The sequence below is a fragment of the Erythrobacter aurantius genome (genome assembly GCF_023823125.1).
GTDB lineage: Bacteria > Pseudomonadota > Alphaproteobacteria > Sphingomonadales > Sphingomonadaceae > Erythrobacter > Erythrobacter aurantius.
Map to the genome: position 1 here is coordinate 3,179,777 of NZ_CP090949.1, position 16,190 is coordinate 3,195,966.

Annotated in this window: 18 protein-coding genes and 3 tRNA genes; 3 read left to right on the top strand and 18 right to left on the bottom strand. The window is 63.0% G+C overall.

Annotated features, from left to right (window positions below; all coding sequences use genetic code 11):
• Nucleotides 1-25: 25 nt before the first annotated feature.
• The 4 genes from L1K66_RS15125 to L1K66_RS15140 form a co-directional block, all read right to left on the bottom strand.
• Nucleotides 26-919, bottom strand: a complete 894-nt coding sequence (locus L1K66_RS15125) for a hypothetical protein (protein ID WP_252258622.1) — start codon at nt 917-919, stop codon at nt 26-28.
• Nucleotides 916-5,046 carry a phage tail length tape measure family protein gene (locus L1K66_RS15130; RefSeq protein ID WP_252258623.1) on the bottom strand — a complete coding sequence of 1,377 codons (4,131 nt, stop codon included), beginning with the start codon at nt 5,044-5,046 and terminating at the stop codon, nt 916-918. Before L1K66_RS15130 ends, L1K66_RS15125 begins: the two co-directional genes overlap by 4 nt.
• On the bottom strand, nt 5,043-5,390 hold the full coding sequence (locus L1K66_RS15135) for a hypothetical protein (RefSeq protein WP_252258624.1): 348 nt from the start codon (nt 5,388-5,390) through the stop codon (nt 5,043-5,045). The genes L1K66_RS15130 and L1K66_RS15135 overlap by 4 nt, the downstream gene beginning before the upstream one ends.
• 107 nt (nt 5,391-5,497) lie before the next feature.
• Nucleotides 5,498-5,914, bottom strand: a complete 417-nt coding sequence (locus tag L1K66_RS15140) for a hypothetical protein (protein WP_094472971.1) — start codon at nt 5,912-5,914, stop codon at nt 5,498-5,500.
• Between the two features lie 51 nt (nt 5,915-5,965).
• On the opposite strand from L1K66_RS15140, the gene L1K66_RS15145 reads away from it, so the two are divergent.
• Nucleotides 5,966-6,050: transfer RNA gene (locus L1K66_RS15145), tRNA-Leu, on the top strand.
• Between the two features lie 15 nt (nt 6,051-6,065).
• Nucleotides 6,066-6,151: transfer RNA gene (locus tag L1K66_RS15150), tRNA-Leu, on the top strand.
• Between the two features lie 8 nt (nt 6,152-6,159).
• On the opposite strand, the gene L1K66_RS15155 is transcribed toward L1K66_RS15150, so the two are convergent.
• The 12 genes from L1K66_RS15155 to L1K66_RS15210 are packed head-to-tail and all read right to left on the bottom strand — an operon-like array spanning nt 6,160 to nt 15,430.
• Nucleotides 6,160-6,621 (bottom strand): hypothetical protein, encoded by a 462-nt coding sequence (locus L1K66_RS15155; protein WP_069309497.1) that lies wholly within the window; start codon nt 6,619-6,621, stop codon nt 6,160-6,162.
• A 28-nt stretch (nt 6,622-6,649) separates the two neighbouring features.
• Nucleotides 6,650-7,054, bottom strand: a complete 405-nt coding sequence (gene gp17, locus L1K66_RS15160; protein WP_252258625.1) for a tail completion protein gp17 — start codon at nt 7,052-7,054, stop codon at nt 6,650-6,652.
• A complete protein-coding gene (locus L1K66_RS15165; RefSeq protein WP_252258626.1) occupies nt 7,051-7,614 on the bottom strand; it encodes an HK97-gp10 family putative phage morphogenesis protein in 564 nt (187 codons plus the stop codon). The genes gp17 and L1K66_RS15165 overlap by 4 nt, the downstream gene beginning before the upstream one ends.
• The gene (locus L1K66_RS15170; protein WP_252258627.1) at nt 7,611-7,964 is read right to left on the bottom strand and encodes a head-tail adaptor protein; all 354 of its coding nucleotides are present in this window, start codon (nt 7,962-7,964) and stop codon (nt 7,611-7,613) included. Before L1K66_RS15170 ends, L1K66_RS15165 begins: the two co-directional genes overlap by 4 nt.
• The gene (locus L1K66_RS15175) at nt 7,949-8,491 is read right to left on the bottom strand and encodes a head-tail connector protein (RefSeq protein WP_252258628.1); all 543 of its coding nucleotides are present in this window, start codon (nt 8,489-8,491) and stop codon (nt 7,949-7,951) included. The genes L1K66_RS15170 and L1K66_RS15175 overlap by 16 nt, the downstream gene beginning before the upstream one ends.
• Nucleotides 8,491-8,691, bottom strand: a complete 201-nt coding sequence (locus L1K66_RS15180; RefSeq protein ID WP_252258629.1) for a hypothetical protein — start codon at nt 8,689-8,691, stop codon at nt 8,491-8,493. The genes L1K66_RS15175 and L1K66_RS15180 overlap by 1 nt, the downstream gene beginning before the upstream one ends.
• A gap of 54 nt (nt 8,692-8,745) precedes the next feature.
• Entirely contained in the window at nt 8,746-10,011 is a 1,266-nt protein-coding gene (locus L1K66_RS15185; RefSeq protein WP_252258630.1) for a phage major capsid protein, read from the bottom strand.
• Nucleotides 10,012-10,035: 24 nt separating this feature from the next.
• Nucleotides 10,036-10,695, bottom strand: a complete 660-nt coding sequence (locus L1K66_RS15190) for an HK97 family phage prohead protease (protein WP_252258631.1) — start codon at nt 10,693-10,695, stop codon at nt 10,036-10,038.
• On the bottom strand, nt 10,692-11,951 hold the full coding sequence (locus tag L1K66_RS15195) for a phage portal protein (RefSeq protein WP_252258632.1): 1,260 nt from the start codon (nt 11,949-11,951) through the stop codon (nt 10,692-10,694). The genes L1K66_RS15190 and L1K66_RS15195 overlap by 4 nt, the downstream gene beginning before the upstream one ends.
• Nucleotides 11,948-13,672, bottom strand: a complete 1,725-nt coding sequence (locus L1K66_RS15200; protein WP_252258633.1) for a terminase large subunit — start codon at nt 13,670-13,672, stop codon at nt 11,948-11,950. Before L1K66_RS15200 ends, L1K66_RS15195 begins: the two co-directional genes overlap by 4 nt.
• A 25-nt stretch (nt 13,673-13,697) precedes the next feature.
• Nucleotides 13,698-14,180 carry a phage terminase small subunit P27 family gene (locus L1K66_RS15205; RefSeq protein WP_252258634.1) on the bottom strand — a complete coding sequence of 161 codons (483 nt, stop codon included), beginning with the start codon at nt 14,178-14,180 and terminating at the stop codon, nt 13,698-13,700.
• Nucleotides 14,177-15,430 (bottom strand): site-specific DNA-methyltransferase, encoded by a 1,254-nt coding sequence (locus L1K66_RS15210; RefSeq protein ID WP_252258635.1) that lies wholly within the window; start codon nt 15,428-15,430, stop codon nt 14,177-14,179. Before L1K66_RS15210 ends, L1K66_RS15205 begins: the two co-directional genes overlap by 4 nt.
• Nucleotides 15,431-15,523: 93 nt before the next feature.
• On the opposite strand from L1K66_RS15210, the gene L1K66_RS15215 reads away from it, so the two are divergent.
• Nucleotides 15,524-15,600, top strand: a tRNA-Ile gene (locus L1K66_RS15215).
• 1 nt (nt 15,601) lies between these two features.
• Here L1K66_RS15215 and L1K66_RS15220 read toward each other — a convergent pair.
• Both L1K66_RS15220 and L1K66_RS15225 read right to left on the bottom strand, forming a co-directional pair.
• Nucleotides 15,602-15,826, bottom strand: coding sequence for a hypothetical protein (locus tag L1K66_RS15220; protein WP_252258636.1), 225 nt, complete (start codon nt 15,824-15,826; stop codon nt 15,602-15,604).
• Nucleotides 15,823-16,185: a hypothetical protein gene (locus L1K66_RS15225; protein ID WP_252258637.1), complete on the bottom strand. Its 363-nt coding sequence runs from the start codon at nt 16,183-16,185 to the stop codon at nt 15,823-15,825. The genes L1K66_RS15220 and L1K66_RS15225 overlap by 4 nt, the downstream gene beginning before the upstream one ends.
• Between the last annotated feature and the right edge of the window lie 5 nt (nt 16,186-16,190).

The following is a 16,190-nucleotide window of genomic DNA, read 5'->3' on the forward strand; positions in this document are numbered from 1 at the left end:
GGCAGTTCCTGCGCTGAGGGTAAGGTTAAGTCAGGCCTTCAATGGTCAGGCTGCAGTAGCTGACCGTCGGATAGGCAAGGTCGATCGAGAACTCTTTGTAAAAGCCGAATACGGTCAGGCTCTCGAAGCTCTCCGAGCCGATCCAAAGGACGGGTGTTGCACGAATTGCGGCAAGGGTGCGGTGCACATCGTCGATTGCAGAAGTCTGCATGACCACGCGCGCCGTCATCCGTTTGGCAAAGGCGCGTTCGACCACCGAGGTCACTCCGAACTGGTCGGTTTCCTTGCGCGAATAGTCGATGATCCCGAGATCGACCCCGTGCTCGGTATCTCCAATGTCGAACTGACGCCCGACGAGCAATGTGCCGCAGGAGACCAGGTCAGCCGGGTTATCGCGAGTCATGCTGACAGTCAGGACACCCGTCTCGTAGACCGGGATATCGAGGAACAGCATGCTGCTTTTCTTGCCCAGCGGTTCGAAGAACCAGGCGAACCAGCTATCAATCGCATTCCCGCCCGCATTGAAGCTCTGGGTCTTCGAATAGAGCTGCGTGCCCGACACCGTGAGCGACACTGTAGCGCTCTCCGCATCGGTATCGATGAGCGCGACGCCGTCGGTTGCGCCTGGAGCCAGCACAACCTGCAAGCTGCCAGCCCGGGTTGTGGCAGTGCCCACCCGGTCATCGAACATGGCCCAGCGATTGGTCGGCCCCAGATCAAGCCACTTGGTCGGATCACTCGCCGGGTTCACGCCGGTCGATGCTGCCAGTGCCTCATAGCGCCGGTGGGTTGAAGTCAGGATCACCTTGGCGCCTACCGCATAGGCTGTCCCCGACGCCCAGACCAGGTGGTCGTTCTCCGGGGCCGTGCTGCTGGTTAGCATCGCGTCCGTCAGCGTGGTCGGCCGGATCAGCTTCATGCCGCCGCCCTCACGGCTAGGGTATCGCCGTCTGGCGTTACCCGTTCGAGGATGCGGGCCGTCTTGCTGGTGCCGGACGCGATCGTTGCCGAGGCAATCCGCTGTTCATCGCGCAGATCTGCCATTTCCTGACGCACCGCGCGCAATTCATCGAGCAGCGCCGACTGGCCGTCATTGGCCGGAATGGTCGCCGTGCCCATCTGGTTGGCGGCGAACTGCTCCCACCAGCTTGGATCCAGATTGCCGGTCGCAGCCGTTTCTGCATCGGCATTGGTGCCGGCAGCCTCGGTTATGATCGCCAGCGTCTGCTCGAGGCTGGCGGCCGTCAGACCCTGCAGGCGCGCCAGATCTTCTGCCGACCGTGCGGTATTGGCGGCAACCGACAGCAGTGCCTGGCTGAGAGCCGGCAGCGCCCTGGCGGCCTCCTGGTCCCCGCCTCGCGCCAGCATGGAGGCATTGTTGAACTTGGCCAGCGCTTCAGCATAGCTGCCTGATCTGGTGCCTATAACGCCCCGGATCCGTTCGATCTCGGCAATCAAGGCATCGGTGATCGCCGCCCAGGCCGAGCGAAGCTTTTCAGCGGCATTGGCGGCGGCTTCGGCTGCCTTCTTCTGGTCTTCAAGGGCCCAGATCTGCTGCTGCAGCGCGCGGTTGCTTTCATCGAGCTGGGCAAGATCGAGCGCCCGAAGCGCCGCGGTATTACCTTGAACCTCCAGCAGCTGACGTTCGAGCGACAGACGCTCGTCGGCAATGGCGGCCGCACTGGCTGCGTCCTGGGCGGCGCCAATGAGCTCGGCAAAGGCGGGTGCCAGCTGGATCAAGGTGACATAGGCCGCGCGGCCAGCCTCGGTGGTCAGGTCTTGCGCTTCGACGAGCGCCCGGAAGCCTGCGATGCTTTGAGGAAGCCCAAGCCCAAGGCTCTCGAACACCCGGGCCATCTGCGCGGTCTGGACCGAGGCCTGCTCAGCCTTGCTGTAGTAGAGCGCAAAATAATCGCCCGTCGCCGAGGTCATGTCGCTGGCCGAACCGAACAGGTCCAACAGGTTCATCTTCGCCGCAAGGCTCAGATCCTCGACCGAGGTGCCAAGCAGGCTGAGCGAGGAACTCACCGCCTCGACGCTCGAGGCAACGCGGATCAGCGTCTCGAAATAGCCTTCGCCAACCTTCTGGAACTGCTCGAGCCCTGGCACGGCATAGCGAGCCAGATTGTCGGCCGCTGCGCCAAAGACAGCGGTTAGCTTTTCCTGAATCTCGGCCCCGGTCAGACCCTTCAGATCGATCTTGCCGATGTTGATGACAAAACCCTGCAAGCGGGATTGAACGTCGCTCAGCGACAAGCCAAGCGGCCCGGCTGCGGCCGAGATCGCATCATAGAAGCCGGAAAAGATCAGCGCGAACTGGCGTTCGAGCTCGGCATCGGCCGCGGAATAGCGGGTCGAGTAACTCGAGCCCATGCTGATCCCGAGGAACTTCTTGGTCTTCTTGACGTCGCTGTAATAGCTCGCGTCAAAACCGCCGGATAGGATCTCTGCCAGCGACTGGCCGCGACCGAAGATGCCCTGGCCGGTGATCGTAGTCTTGGTGCCGAACAGTGCGCCGAACGCCTTGCCGACGAGCCCGACCAGACCGCCCAGAATGCCGCCGATGATGGGGATCTTGTTGAGAACGGCCCCCACGCCTTCAAGACCCTTGCCGATGAGGCCGGTCACGCCCGTGGGCTGATAGCCAGTGTTCACGCCTGCAGCCGAGGCTTCAGCGCCATTGGTGCGAATGATGAGGTTGGTAAGCCCGCCGATATTGGCTTCGATGTTGCGCAAGGAAGCAAGCATGGCGGCGGAGTAGCGCATGGTCAGCGTGTCGACCTCGCGCAGGTGATCGATGGCTTTGGCAATACTCTCCGACTTGGCCGTGCTGTCCCCAAACACTGTGCCCGTGCCATCATTGGCAGCCGGCAGTTTTGGAGACCCGCCAAAGGCGCCGCTGATCGCGACACCGAGAGATGCAATGACACCGGCCGTGATGGCCCCTGCCGCAATGTTGAGCGGAAAAGGCAGCGAGCGGATGGCGTTCACCACGGCCTCCACCGCCTTGATGCCGGTTGTGATAATCGAGTTGCCCTGTTCGACGCCGGCACGTGCAGTGTCTGAGGCGGCCATGGCAGTGTCGCTGGTGACCTTGGCTGCTGTCTGCGCGCCAATGAGGCCGATCTTCACCGCCGCATTTTTGATCGCGATGGCCAACTCAAAGGCGCGGAACACCTTCTCGGCCGCCAGCAGCGCCTTGTAACCGTCCGAGCCCCCCTTGAAGAAGCCCTTCGCGGCCGAGGCGAGATTGCCATAGTGATTGATCTCGGCCGATGCCTGCGCCGCACGCGCGTCGGCATACTGAAACGAGGTGCGTCCATATTCGCGCTCGGCCTCAGCCACGCGCTGGGCTGCAGCCACCTGCGCCGAGGCAAAACGGGTAATCTCGACCGTAATCGCGCCAATCGCCCCGCCGACGGAACCGAAGGCATCAGCCATGTTTTGTGCCGCTGCTTCCGTAGCCGAGACCATGTCTACCAGGCTTTGGAGGAACTGCTCCTGACCGCTTTGCGCAAAGTCTGCTTCCATCAGCCGAATGCGCGCGGCCCGATACCGCTCCCAGGCCTCGACCCCGCGTTCCAGCACGATCTGTTCGCGTTCGGCCTCGAGATTGGCGAGTGCCTGCGCCCGGGCCGACTGGCCGAGCAAAGCGACCTGCTGTTCAAGCGGGCCGACCGTCTGGCGCAGGAACTCCGAGGTTGCAAAAGCGCGGGTGGCCTGTTCCCAGGCTTCGCCGGCTTGTAGAATTGCAACGCGCGCTTCGTCGGTCGGCGCCTTGAGCGCTGCCATGGCGACTTCCATCCGCTTGATCTCGATCGGGGTCTTGCCGATCTTGGCGGTCTCAAGCGCAAGATTGGCGGCAAAGTCGCGGGCGGCCTGAAGCGCACGTTCAGCTTCAGTTTCCTTCGGGCCTTTGGCGCTGCTGGCACGGTCGGTGCTGTCACCTCGGATCTCTTCCGCCTTGGCGGCAAGCCGGGCCTTTGCAGCAGCGATGCTGTTTTCCCGCCAACGCGCTGAAAAGGCATCCATCATGCTCATCGCATCGCCAAAAGCAGATGCAAACTCGTCGCGGACCTGGGCGCCCATACGCGCGGTCGAACCGGCAAAGCTGTTTTCCATCCGCGGTAGAGCCACGCTCTCGATCCGGGTGATGGTGGCAAGGCCCACTCGGTCAAGCACCGGGTTCACCCATTCGGCGAGCCAGTTGAGCGCTGCGATCGCTTTGTTGGCGAGGTATTCGATCCCGCTGATTGCCAGATTGGCGGCGCCAACAGCAGCTTCGCCGACCACACCGGGCAGTGCGGCCCAGGTGACACGGATCGCATTGAACCCGCCGACCCAGCCTGCATAGAGAATGGCGACCGCATATTTGCCAGCAGTCAGCACCGCTTCGAAGGCCGTGACCGCCCAATCCTTAAGGGTCGAGAATACCGAGCCCAGGTTGAGTCCATCCGAGACTGTCTTCCACAGTCCCTTCATGGTGTCGCCGATGGTGATCCCGACGGGACCCAGCTTTTCCATTTCCTTCTTGGTGAGGCCGAGGCTTTGCGCATAGCGGTCGAGCTCGCCCGTCTGTTTGACGCTCGACTGGAACAGCTTGAATGCGCCGAACGCGATGCCAGCGGCAGCAGCGGCTGCGAGAAGATAGGGGTTTGTCAGCGCTGCCGCAGCGGCACTGGCCGCGAGCCCCAGCAGCGCCCGGGCCATGCCGCCGATGCCGACACCGGCCTGCATGGCGATCTGCCCGATCTGCGAGCCCTGCTGCATGAACACGGTCATGGGTTTCTGGCCAGAGAACAAGCCAACCACCATGTCGTTGAGCTGAAAGACGAGGTTTTGGACATGGTGCCCGGCAAGCTTCGCCGAACCACCCATGCGCGTGACACCGCCGCCCCCGACCGCATTGAGCGCCCGGTCTGCACGCGAGGCGCTGTCTGCCATGTCGCCCATCGCGCCTGCCACCGTGCGCTTCATGTCAGCCATCTCTTTCTGGAGCCGGGCAACGTTGGTGATCATTTCGATTTCGAGGGTGCCTGCTTTCACGTGCTGGGCTCCTTCGACATCATCAGCGCCCGGAAGGCGTTGGTCACTTTCCGGGAGACTTCATTACGGTTGAGGACGGACGTGGCTGTCCATGGCGGCGGGCAATCAGGCTCGCGGGCGCGGACGGTTTCGGCGACGAATTCACCCGAAAGCCGTCGCAAGAGGCGGACCAGCCACGGAGGCAGATCGAGCCCCATGCAGTGCTGCCACTCGCCAATCGTGGCCCAGGAGATGGGGACTGCTCCCATCGCGCCGGGATCGGTGGGGCCGACTTCCATGAGCCAGTCGATCACCCAAGGGGTGCGGATGGGTGGAAAGTCCGGAGTAAGGTCGTCGATGGCCATTCGCTGCAGCCTGGTCAGCGGTTCAGCATCGGTGTCGGGTTTGATTTGTTTGGTAGTGCGCGGCTTGGGCGCCGTGCCCAGCCACGCCAGTTGCCGGACGTAAAGGCTCAGCTCTCGGCCGAGCTCTTCGTAAAATTTGCCCAGTCATTGATGTGAGCGGCGACCTGCGTGGCGATGAACCCGATCGATGGATCGGCATAGGCCTTGCGAAACAGTTCCTGGCCTTCGAGCCCGTCGGCGGGCGGATAGGTGAAGCCGTTGAAGCTGACCGTGCAGGCAGCCAGAAAATCAGCCTGTTCGGCGAGCTTCTCCTCGGCCGACTGGTCCATCTTCCCGCGCTTCTTGATCTTGTCCATCAGCTGGTTCTGCTGGCGCGCCTGGGCGCGCTGATAGACCTTGGAGCCTGGGCCGTAGACCGTGATCGAGAGGCGCTTGCCCTTCTCGTCGAAGAGCGGGGCATCGTCGCCGCCCACCAGTTCGAGGGTCGAGGTATCGGTGGCGGCGAGCGTCGTGATGTCGAACATCAATGTTCTCCTTGGCAATATCGCAATGTTCTGGGAAATGCCCGCCCGAGTGCGGGCGTGGCGGAATTGGTAGACGCACCAGATTTAGGTTCTGGCGCCTAACAGCGTGGGGGTTCGAGTCCCTTCGCCCGCACCATGCCGATATGGCTGCGCGGATGTGGCGGAATGGTAGACGCCCGAGACTTAAAATCTTGTGAGGGTATCCTCGTGCGGGTTCGAGTCCCGCCATCCGCACCACAGCATCATTATGGCGCCAGCACCTCGACAATGCCCACACCAGCGGAGTTGGTGGTGAGTTCGAGGGTCACCGTGGCGGTGGTGATCTGATCGACCGAACCGACATTGACCTTGAAGCTCATGACTTGCGCCTGGAAATAGTACTTGTCGCCGTTCTGGGTTGTAACCAGGAAGCTGTGATCAGCGTCCGAGAGCGAGGCGGATTTCAGCAGGATCTGGCCGGCATCATCAGTGTCGAGGCCGAGTTGGATCTGCATCGTGCCCTGGTTGAAGCTGCCCTTCTTTTTAACGACGCCGCGGCTGCCTACGGGATTGAAGGTGACGAGATTGAACTCGCGGCCGAACTCGCCGAGATCGGAAACCTCGCCGACCACGGTCATGGTGAGCGCATTGTAGCCGGTGGCGTCAAAAGTCGCAGGGGTAGAGGCCGACACCTTCAAGGTGGTGCCGGCGGAAGTCCGAACGGTCATGGCAATGGGTCCTTATGAAGGTGAGGCTTCAACGCGCCTCGTTGAATGAGACGCGGAAGTCCTGCGTCTGCATGTGGATGCCGGTCTCCTCGTCGAGGAAATCAGGACCGGCGGAATCTGTGTGGACGGTCACGGCAAAGAGCCCATCGATGGTGGGCATCTGGTCGGCCGCCGCCTGGCGGACTGCCGCGATAATGGCTTTCACTTCAGGGTAGGTCCGGGCCAGAACGGTTACCTGCACGCGCTCGGTGACGCGGCGTTTCGCGCCCGGAGCCGGAACGTTGCGGTCGACACTGCTGACCGACATCAGCGATATCGCCGGCAAGTCCGTGCCCTGTGCCAGCATCCCAGCGGCGATCCGCGCAACGGGGACAAGCGACGTCACCCCGGTGTCAGCCACCAGGAGCGAGCGGACCGCAATAACACCATTCATTCGTCATCGACCTCCAGGGTCGGCGCCTTCAGGTTCCCGATCTGGACGCGGTGGGCGATGTAGGACCCCATGGCGTTCACCGCTTCCTCGGCTTTTTGGTCAAGCGCTGGGCGCAGGAAGGGTTTTGCGGCGTGACCGGGGTGCATGACCGTCGGCCCGACGAAGTTCTTGCCAATTTTGAGACTACCGCGCTTCACCATCTTATTGATTGTGCCGATACCGACTTTGCGCGGGCCGCGCCGGGTTTCACGCACCGGCTTGTCGGCGTCTGACACCGAGATCAGGTGAGGTGCGACGCCATATTCAATGAACAGGCCAAGATAGGAGCCTTTCCCACGCAGTTTGACGTAAGACGAAAGCTTGGCGCCCTCGGTCCGGGTGCCAATCCCGATTGCGCGCTTCAATTGCCCGGTCCTCACCGGCACATTGGCATTGGCCTGCTGCTGGATCACCTTGGCACCGGCCCGAAGTCCGCCACGGATCACGTTGCGCTCCAGGTTCTTGGGCAGTTCGTCGAGCAAACGCAGCAGTTCAGGGCCGCCCTTGAGCCGTATCGTCATGGTGCAGCTCCTTCGCTCGAATGTTCCTCGACCATAAACTCCATGGCCTCCCGCCGCCCCAGCGTTGCAGGGCCGGAAATGATTTGGTGGACGCATGAATCGATGATGACCCGCATATCTGCGGCGAGCCCCGCCAGATACCGAATGCGGATCCGGGCAGGACGGCGACCAATCTGGATGCTGTCGGCCAGGCGCTCAGCCTTGGACGGCAGAATGTCCTTCACCTCGGCCCAAACGCAGGCGAACTCGGTCCAATTGACCTGTTCGGTGCCATAGTGCGGGTCGTGCGTGACAACCTTGCACTCAATCCGGATCCTTGTGTCGAGCTTCGAGGCTAGATCCAGCGACATTTGAGCTGACCCACCAACGTGTCGAAGGCGAGACAGGCTGCACCTTCGCGGTTTTCGAACAGGGATGCGGTTTTGACCAGGATTGCAGCGCGGGCGATCGCCAGATCAGGGTCGTTCTCATCCAATCCGGCCGACAGTGTGATCCGGATCAGGCCGTCTTCACCCAGCTCGGGCCAAGATTGCCCGGATGCCGGGCGGATGCGGGTGACCCCGTGCCGTCGGCGGACGACATAGTCCGTCTCTGGGAGGGGCACCGTTGAACCGCCCAGGGCAGTGTAGCGGATCTCGGCCACCGTGCAGGGCCGGATGGGCACGGTGAATTCGTCTTCCCAGCTTTCCAGCTGCAATTCGAGGGTCTGTGCGCACAGCTTAAGGCCCGTCTGCTGTTCGAGCTCGGCTTGGGCGGCGTCCAATTTTGCGCCAAGCAGCAGGTCCTCAGCGCGGCCATCAAGGCGCAGCTGCTGGCGCGCTTCTTCCAGCGTCACGGCACGGTCCTGAGGTGGCTCGATCGTGACGATCTCGGACATTATTCCGCCTTGGTGCGGTGCGTGGAGCCGGATTTGCGCGTGACAGCAGGGGCCGGTTCATTCTCGCCGACCTCGACCGCAAGCCCGCGTTCGATCAGCTGTCGGCCAAAATGATCGTCGAGCTCAAAGCTCTGGCCGGCCAGGATGTTGTTGGAACTGACCGAGCTGATGTGCAGGGTATCAAGGGCTTTCAGGATCATGGGTTATCCCTTCCGTTGGATGAGAGGGGCCGGAACGAGCCGGCCCCTGCATCATCAAGCAGCCGTTGCCGCGGTAGCAGCAGCAGCGAAGTCGCCCTTCACGAAAGCCTCCGGGCGGTAGACCGCGAGCGCGAGGCGCTCTTCGGCCAGGACCGTCACCAGGTTCTTGCGGAAGTTCTGGTCGTCCTCGGTCGAGATCTCGACCATGGCGTCCATGCGGTCGAAGATCTGCGCACCGAGCTGGAAGGCGCCGGTCAGGAACTTGCCCGTCGCCATCGACTGCGTTGCCACCACAGGCTGCCCCCACAGCGTCGGCGACAGGTTGCCCTGCGGATTGCCGATGATGAACTGGCCGGTGGTGTCCTTGAGCAGCTCGATCGCCGCCCAGTCGGACGGATGCAGCACGACGCCCGTCGACATCAGCTCGGAAAGAGCCGTCTGCAGCATGGCGAGGCGCAGGACATCGATGCGAGTGACAGGCGCCGGGATGGCGATCGGCGGCGCAAAGGCGGTCGCCTGGGTGTAGACGCCGTGCAGATCGGTGCCGGTACCGCCGCCGTTCAGCAGCTGGTTCTCCTCAACGAGCGCCAGGCCATAGGTTAGGCGGCCGTCGATATAGGACTGCAGCATCGGCACATCGTCAAGGATCTGGCGCGTTGCCAGAACCCAGTGGGCTATCGTGGTAACGCTGCTGGTCACGACATCGAACTTGATGTCCGTCTGCGGCTTGGTGGCGCCGGCCGATTCCGAGACGGTTGCGGCCGCATTGGTGAAGCCGGTTTCCTTCACATACTGCACCGCGTTGCTGGCGGTCCGGCCCGGGGTTAGCAGGTCGCGAACCGTCAGGCGACGCTGGCCAGGGGTGACGATACCGGGCTGGCGGTCAGGAACGATCAGGTCGCCTGCCGAGCCATTGGCATCGGTCGTGAGGGCAGAGACAATCGCCTTGACCTCGACACTGGCGCGGCCGCGTGCGGTCTTGCTGTTGAGGAAAGGCTGGATCGCCTCGTTGGTCACGACCCGTTCGCCGAGCGTGCGGGCTTCGATGCGTTCGTCGTCCTGCTTCTTGCGGGCGAGCTTCTGCTCGACTTCGTCGAGACGGGCCTTGGCTTCATTGAGCGCGGTCAGCGCCTCATCGGCCAGCTGCTTGGTGGAAGCAGAGAGCTCTTCGCCCTTTGCGGCCTTGCCGAGGGCTTCTTCGGCGAGCGCCTTGACCTCGTCATGGCGGGTATCAAAGTCTTTCTTTACGGCCTGCTGCTGCGCTTCGAACGCAGCCTTCACTTCGCCGGCAAGCTGCTCGGCGCTCTTGGTGTCAGTCATGGGGTAACTCCGTGCAAGTGAGGTTCAGCCGCGAATTTGCGCGGCGAGTGCCGACAGGAAGTCGGTGGAGGTCTCACTGCCGGACTCGCTCCGGAGCAGTGATTTGAGGCCTTTGCCCGCGATTGCGGTGGCCTGGCTTTTCGAGAACCCTGCCTCGCGCAGGAAATTCTCAAAATCTGGGAGCGACGGCAGGATCTGCCCGTCCGTCACGGTCTTGACCGCCGTCACCTTCGCCTCGGAATTCATCGGCATGGTGACGAGGCTGATTTCGCGAAGATCGATCTTTTTGAGGCGAAGGACGCCGGCCTTGTAGGGGTCGGGAGCGGCACCGCCCTTCGGGATGGTGTAGCCGATCGAGAGGCCGCCAAGTGCGCCATGCTTCAACTTGCCATAGGCGCGCTGGGCAACCGGATCGCCGTCGAGGATCAGCTGTCCGCGTACGAACAGGCCGCGGTCATCTTCGAAGATGTCGCGCCAGACGCCGATCGGCTCGCGCTGGTCGTGCTGCCAGAGCATCGGGATGCCCCAGCCTTCGGCGCGGGCCTTGGCGACGCTCTCCCGGAAAGCGCCCGGTTCGATGAGATCGCCGCCCTGGTCGACATTGCCGAAGGTCGAGGCGTAGCCCTCGAACTGCCCGGTGTCCTGAAGGTCACTGGATTTGAGGGTCAGGGTGAGATGTTTCATTTAGGGGGCTCCGATGGGGCATTCGCTCCGGTTGGCGGCAGGATTCCGGCAGGAGCACCGGCCTGCGTGATGGGCACGTTCTGCATCTGCATGCGGGGGACATCGCCGCCTTCGACCGGCGGCAGGTTTTCAAGCGCGCGGACCTCGTTGATGGTCATGACGCCGCTCCCCAACATCGACTGGTAAAAGGAGGCGCGTGCCGCGCTGTCGCCGCGCAGCAGGCCTTCGAGGTTGAACTCAATGACGAGCCCCGCTTGCCGGTCGGCGGGCGAGAGCAACTGTTTGGCCAGCGCCTGTTCGATGCGCTTCAAACGCCGACGCAGCGTGAACTTCTGAAACCCCAGCGTCTGCTGTTCGAGACCAGTGCCCCAGCTAGTGGTTTTCTCGGTGTGGCCGACCATGAACGGCGGCACGCCGAAGAAGCGGCAAACCTCCTCGACCGAGAAGGCCCGGCTCTGAAGCATCTGTGCATCTTCCGGGCTAATCGAGAGTTGGACCCAGTCCATGCCCCGGTCGAGCAGCATCGGCCGCCCCGCGTTGATCGCGCCGGCAAACTTCTCCTGCAGCAATTCCTCGGCCTGCTTGCGCTGTTCGAGGGTCAGGCTGTCGGCAGTCTTCAAAAGCCCCGAGGGCCGCACCCCGTTGCGGAAGGTGTCGCCGGAGGCCCGCTCGATGGCCTGCGCCAATCCGAAGGTTTGCCGGCCGAAGCTGAGGGTCGAGAGGCCGCCCAGCGGGTTGCCCCCGAAGCCACGGATGTGGAGCATGTTGTCCTGGCTGACGATCGACCGGACGCCATTGTCCGACCACTCGTATTCGAGGCTGCCGTCGCGCAGACGGCGCACCGTCATGAGCTCAGGCGCAATCGGGACACTCAGCGCGACCACCCGGCCATTGCTGCCACGGATGATCTCGGCATAGGCGTTACCGCTGAGTTCGATCGAGGCGCAGATGAACTCCCAGAAGTCGACTGCGGTCTGGTCGGCATTCGGGCTGTCATGCAAGATCCGGTAGAGCGGATGATCGCTCGCGACCGTCCTTGCGCCGCCCCGGGTCCGGTAAACCATGAGCGGCAGCGAAGCGATCGTACCGGCCAGCAGATTGACGCAGGCCCAGGCTGAGGCGAGCCCGAGCACTGAGTTGGTCGATACCACTTCACCGGTTGTTGTCGTGCGGCCGCCGACCGCCTGCACCAGCCGGGGGTCGGTAAGGCCGATCGAGCGCGCAATGTAGCCGAGCGCCTTTTGCAGAAGGTTCATGCGAGGCTTTTCAGCCAGTCATCGATGGTGCCGGAGGTATCGCCTGCCATTGCTGCCCCCACTGCCATGCACAGCGCCACGGCTGCGTCGATCTTGTTGATGGCCCGCTGTTTGGAGAGCCACTTGTTGTCCCAGCGGTCGGTCTCGGTGACCGCTGACATCATTGCCGAGATGAGCACCGGATTGCGCTTCAAGCGAATGCGGCCCTCGAGGATCAGTTCTTCCAGGTGTCGGAGCGAGCCCGGCATCCAGAGCCCTTCGGTCATCTCGCCCGCAGGCTTCGCCCGTTTGGTGCCGCCCTGCGGGTGCTCGACAAAGGCAAGGTCGAGGCCGAGTTCGGCGACCTCCTCTTCGAAGCGCCGGAAGGCGTAGCGGTCATAGGCGACCGCCTCGACGCGGTAGTCCGAGGCCATTTCGGCCAAGGCCTGCGCCACATGGCGAAAGCTGATGTTCTCACCGGCAGGCGCATTCAGAAATCCGTCGGCCACCCAGAGGTCGTAGGGCTGCTTGTCGCGCAAGCTACGGGCGGCGAGCGTATCGCCCGGCGTCCAGACTTCGACCCAGGCGTCAAAGCAGGGCTTGCCGTCCTTCTCGCCATTGCGCTGGACGGCGGCCAGAGCGGTCAAATCGCGGTTCTGGCTGAGGTCGAGGCCAAGCCAGACAGATTGTCCGGCCTTGGGTTCGAACTCTGCCAGCAGCGGCTCGAGCGTTGCCCGGGCCATCCAGGCGGTCTCAGCATCGGTCCACACACAAAAGTGGAGACGCAGGATGCCGTTCAACTGCCCCGGGATGGCTTTCGCCTGCGCTACGACTTCCGAGAGGTATTGCTCGGTGATCGTGACGCCTAGCAGCGGGTTCGCCTTGATCCAGCAACTGGGGTCGGTCAGCGGGTCGTCGCCCTCGTCGAGCGCGCAGACGTAGCTAAACGTCGTGTCGTCGATGACCTGGCCCAGAAAGGTCGGATCGGTCACCGCATCGGGATTGCCAGCCGCCACCCGGATCGCGTGTTCGTGTTCCTCCCATGCGACCGAATTGCGATCCGAGCCCGAGTTTGTAATCATGAACAGCAGCGGATCGCGGCGGAACTTGAAGCCACGCTCCAGCATCTCGATGATCGAGCGGTCGGGAAGCTCGTGGACCTCATCCGCCAGTACAAAGTATGGCCGCGGGCCAGAGCCGGTCTTGCCCGTGTCGCGCGAGACCGGGCGAAAGAAGCTGCCCGAGGACAGATGTGCGATGTTGAACTCGCGTCCCGGGCCGCCCGAGAACTCCAGCCGCCGTGCAAGGGCTGGCGATTGCCGGACCATCCGTACCGCGTCACGGAACAGGATGTTGGCCTGCTCCTTCTTGGCTGCGGCCGCATAGATCTGGGCGCCAGCTTCCTGGCAGGCGGTCATCCCGTAAATGCCGATGCCGCCCGCGACCGGTGACTTCCCGTTGCCCTTGCCTTGTTCGATGTAGGCGCGGCGGAACCGGCGACGGCCGTCCTTGCGCTTCCAGCCGAACAGCGAGCCGACGATGAACGCCTGGCTCGGCTCAAGCCGGAAGGGTTCTCCTTCGAACTGGCCCTCGGACAGCTTCAGCACCTCCTCGAAGAAAGCGAAGGCGTGCCCCGCCGCATCCTGGTCGAACCAGATGCCGTCCTTGCGCTTCAGATCCGCAATGTGCCGTTTGCAGGCATTGCGGACATGCGGTCCGGCCACGATCTCGCCCGCGACCACCGCAGTCGCATAAGCTAACGTCCGGTCAGGCGAAGAAGCGGTCGGCGGGGTCCGTGCCTTCTTCTGGCGGCTGGGCCGCGATCCTGCTCCTGGCACTCGGCGTCATCCCGAATTCTGCGGCGTAACGCATCATGTCCGCCGCCGCCTTGTTGGCGGTGCCGACCAGCGGGTTCTGGACCGCGTTGCCGTTCGATGTCTTAATCATGAGGCCGCCGGTCAGCTGATCCTTCTCGGCCATCTTCGCGATCGCGCGTTCGGCCTGGACCCAGCGGCCATAGGCCATGGCGTAGGCAGCAAGCGCGGCCCGATCGATCTCGGAGAGGATTCCAAGATTGTAGAGCTCGGTCGCCACCCGGTTCCATTCCTCAACCGCGTCTGTATTGAGATGGGCTGGCGGTGCCGGGATGGCTGCTTTGGCCTTTGCCTCCTTGCGGTTGACCTGCCGTTTGCCGGGGTTGGAGGTCACAAGCTTCAGCTGCGTGGGCTTCGGCTTTCTGCCGGTAATCATGCAGCCTCAGCTATTCTCCCGCCTGCAATCTCGTCAAAGGTCCGGCCGTCACCCTCGAGGGTCGCAGCTTTGCCCGTAAAATCCTGCCAGCGCTTCACGGCAACATCGATGTAAGCGGGATTCAGCTCGATGGCGTGGACAACGCGGCCGGTCATCTCACCAGCAATGATGGTAGTGCCCGAACCAGCAAACGGCTCATAGACCGCTTGTCCCGGGCTGGAATTGTTCTCGATCGGGCGCTTCATGCACTCGACCGGCTTCTGGGTACCGTGACCCGTCTCGTTCTTCTTGGGCTTGGCGATGTGCCAGACAGTGGTCTGCTTGCGGTCCCCGGCCCAGTGGCCCTTCGCGCCCTTCTTCACGGCATACCAGCAGGGCTCATGCTCCCAGTGATAATCGCCGCGCGAGAGGACGAGCTGGCCTTTGTCCCAGATGATCTGGGAGCGGAGCATTAGGTCGCAGGCCGCGAGGCTGTCGCCGACTACACCGGCATAAAGACCAGCGTGCCAGACGTAGGCTACATCGCCCGGGAACAGTGCCCACGCCTCGCGCCAGTCGGCCTTGTCGTCGTTCAGAACCTTGCCCTTGGCAGTGCCTGAAGCGGCAACGCCGGCCTTCTCACGCCAGGCGGGATCATACTCCACGCCGTAAGGTGGATCAGTGACCATCAGGTGGGGCGAAACGCCGTTCAGGGCCTTAGCCACCGTGTCGGCATCGGTGCAGTCGCCGCAGACCAGCCGATGCTTGCCGAGCAGCCAGACGTCGCCGGGTTTGGCGATGGGGTCGATGGGCGCTTCGGGGATTTCGTCGGGGTCAGTGTTGCCCTCGGTCTTTTCGGCCAGCAGCTTCGACAGTTCGTCGTCCGAAAAACCGGTCAGCATCAGGTCGAAATCGAAGCTCTGCAGGTCGCCGAGTTCGACGGCCAGGAGTTCGAGATCCCACCCTGCGTTCAGCGCCAGCTTGTTGTCGGCGATCACATAGGCCTTCTTCTGAGCTTCGCTCCAACCCTTGGCGACCATCGTCGGGATCTGGGTCAGGCCCAGCTTACGCGCGGCCAGAAGACGGCCATGGCCAGCTATCAGGCCACCGTCCTCATCGACGAGGATCGGGTTGGTCCAGCCCCACTCGCGGATGGAGGCGGCAATCTGGGCGACCTGTTCGTCCGAGTGCGTGCGGGAGTTGCGCGCATAGGGCGTGATCTTCTCTATCGGCCAGAGCTCGCTGCTCTGGGCCGGCCAGTTCTGATCCATAGATGTCCTTGAAACGGGTTCGGCCGCAGGGGCCCGGAAGGGCTTGCGGCACTTGTTTGCGATGTTGGAAAGCCGCTATGGGCGTTGGAGGTTGGGCCTGTAGCTCAGTTGGTTAGAGCTGGCCGCTCATAACGGCTAGGTCGCGGGTTCAAGTCCTGCCGGGCCCACCAATCAAATAAGTTCGAGCTCGCTCAGCACCTTCGCTGCGTCGAGCAACTGGTCGGTCTGGACCGTGATCTCGATCGTCATGCTGTCTGCGGTCGCGCTGGCGTAAACGCCGCCCTCGTAGAGTTCCTGTTCGATCGTCTCGATCACCGCGATGATCCGGCTGCGGTCGAAGTTCTCGGGCAGCGTGCGGATCGCAAGGCGGATGGTGCTGGTGATGCCCGCGCTCATTCTGCGTCTGCCATGATCTCGTAAAGGCCGACAAAGCCGGTCAGGTATGGCAGGCCCTTTGGAATGCCATGTTCCCGCGCAGTGTTGCGGTCGATCTTCCAGCCCATCCAGCGGGTGATGGCGGCGTCGATGGCCCTTTCAAGGCCAAGCCCGGTGTGAATGCCGTTGTGCACATCGTCGGCGAAGTGTCGGCCGTGGCGGCTGTCGAGGAAATCCCGCACCCCTTCCGCGCTGCCCACCGTCACCTTGGTAATCGCCGGGAAGGCAATGGCCCAGGCTGCATCGGCATCGGCGAATGCGCTGCTGGTGCCGTAGAAGCCCCAGGCCTCGTTGGCGGTTGGCAAGGTCGAGTTGGTCATCTGCG

Bases quoted from the DNA above. Each gene is read 5' to 3' on its own strand.
- L1K66_RS15220 (WP_252258636.1), bottom strand. From the start codon at position 15,826: ATGAGCGCGGGCATCACCAGCACCATCCGCCTTGCGATCCGCACGCTG.
- L1K66_RS15180 (WP_252258629.1), bottom strand. From the start codon at position 8,691: ATGATCCTGAAAGCCCTTGATACCCTGCACATCAGCTCGGTCAGTTCC.
- L1K66_RS15190 (WP_252258631.1), bottom strand. From the start codon at position 10,695: ATGAAACATCTCACCCTGACCCTCAAATCCAGTGACCTTCAGGACACC.
- L1K66_RS15195 (WP_252258632.1), bottom strand. From the start codon at position 11,951: ATGAACCTTCTGCAAAAGGCGCTCGGCTACATTGCGCGCTCGATCGGC.
- L1K66_RS15165 (WP_252258626.1), bottom strand. From the start codon at position 7,614: ATGACGATACGGCTCAAGGGCGGCCCTGAACTGCTGCGTTTGCTCGAC.
- L1K66_RS15155 (WP_069309497.1), bottom strand. From the start codon at position 6,621: ATGACCGTTCGGACTTCCGCCGGCACCACCTTGAAGGTGTCGGCCTCT.
- gp17 (WP_252258625.1), bottom strand. From the start codon at position 7,054: ATGAATGGTGTTATTGCGGTCCGCTCGCTCCTGGTGGCTGACACCGGG.
- L1K66_RS15125 (WP_252258622.1), bottom strand. From the start codon at position 919: ATGAAGCTGATCCGGCCGACCACGCTGACGGACGCGATGCTAACCAGC.
- L1K66_RS15225 (WP_252258637.1), bottom strand. From the start codon at position 16,185: ATGACCAACTCGACCTTGCCAACCGCCAACGAGGCCTGGGGCTTCTAC.
- L1K66_RS15175 (WP_252258628.1), bottom strand. From the start codon at position 8,491: ATGTCCGAGATCGTCACGATCGAGCCACCTCAGGACCGTGCCGTGACG.
- L1K66_RS15210 (WP_252258635.1), bottom strand. From the start codon at position 15,430: ATGGATCAGAACTGGCCGGCCCAGAGCAGCGAGCTCTGGCCGATAGAG.
- L1K66_RS15140 (WP_094472971.1), bottom strand. From the start codon at position 5,914: ATGTTCGACATCACGACGCTCGCCGCCACCGATACCTCGACCCTCGAA.
- L1K66_RS15205 (WP_252258634.1), bottom strand. From the start codon at position 14,180: ATGATTACCGGCAGAAAGCCGAAGCCCACGCAGCTGAAGCTTGTGACC.
- L1K66_RS15170 (WP_252258627.1), bottom strand. From the start codon at position 7,964: ATGTCGCTGGATCTAGCCTCGAAGCTCGACACAAGGATCCGGATTGAG.
- L1K66_RS15135 (WP_252258624.1), bottom strand. From the start codon at position 5,390: ATGGCCATCGACGACCTTACTCCGGACTTTCCACCCATCCGCACCCCT.
- L1K66_RS15185 (WP_252258630.1), bottom strand. From the start codon at position 10,011: ATGACTGACACCAAGAGCGCCGAGCAGCTTGCCGGCGAAGTGAAGGCT.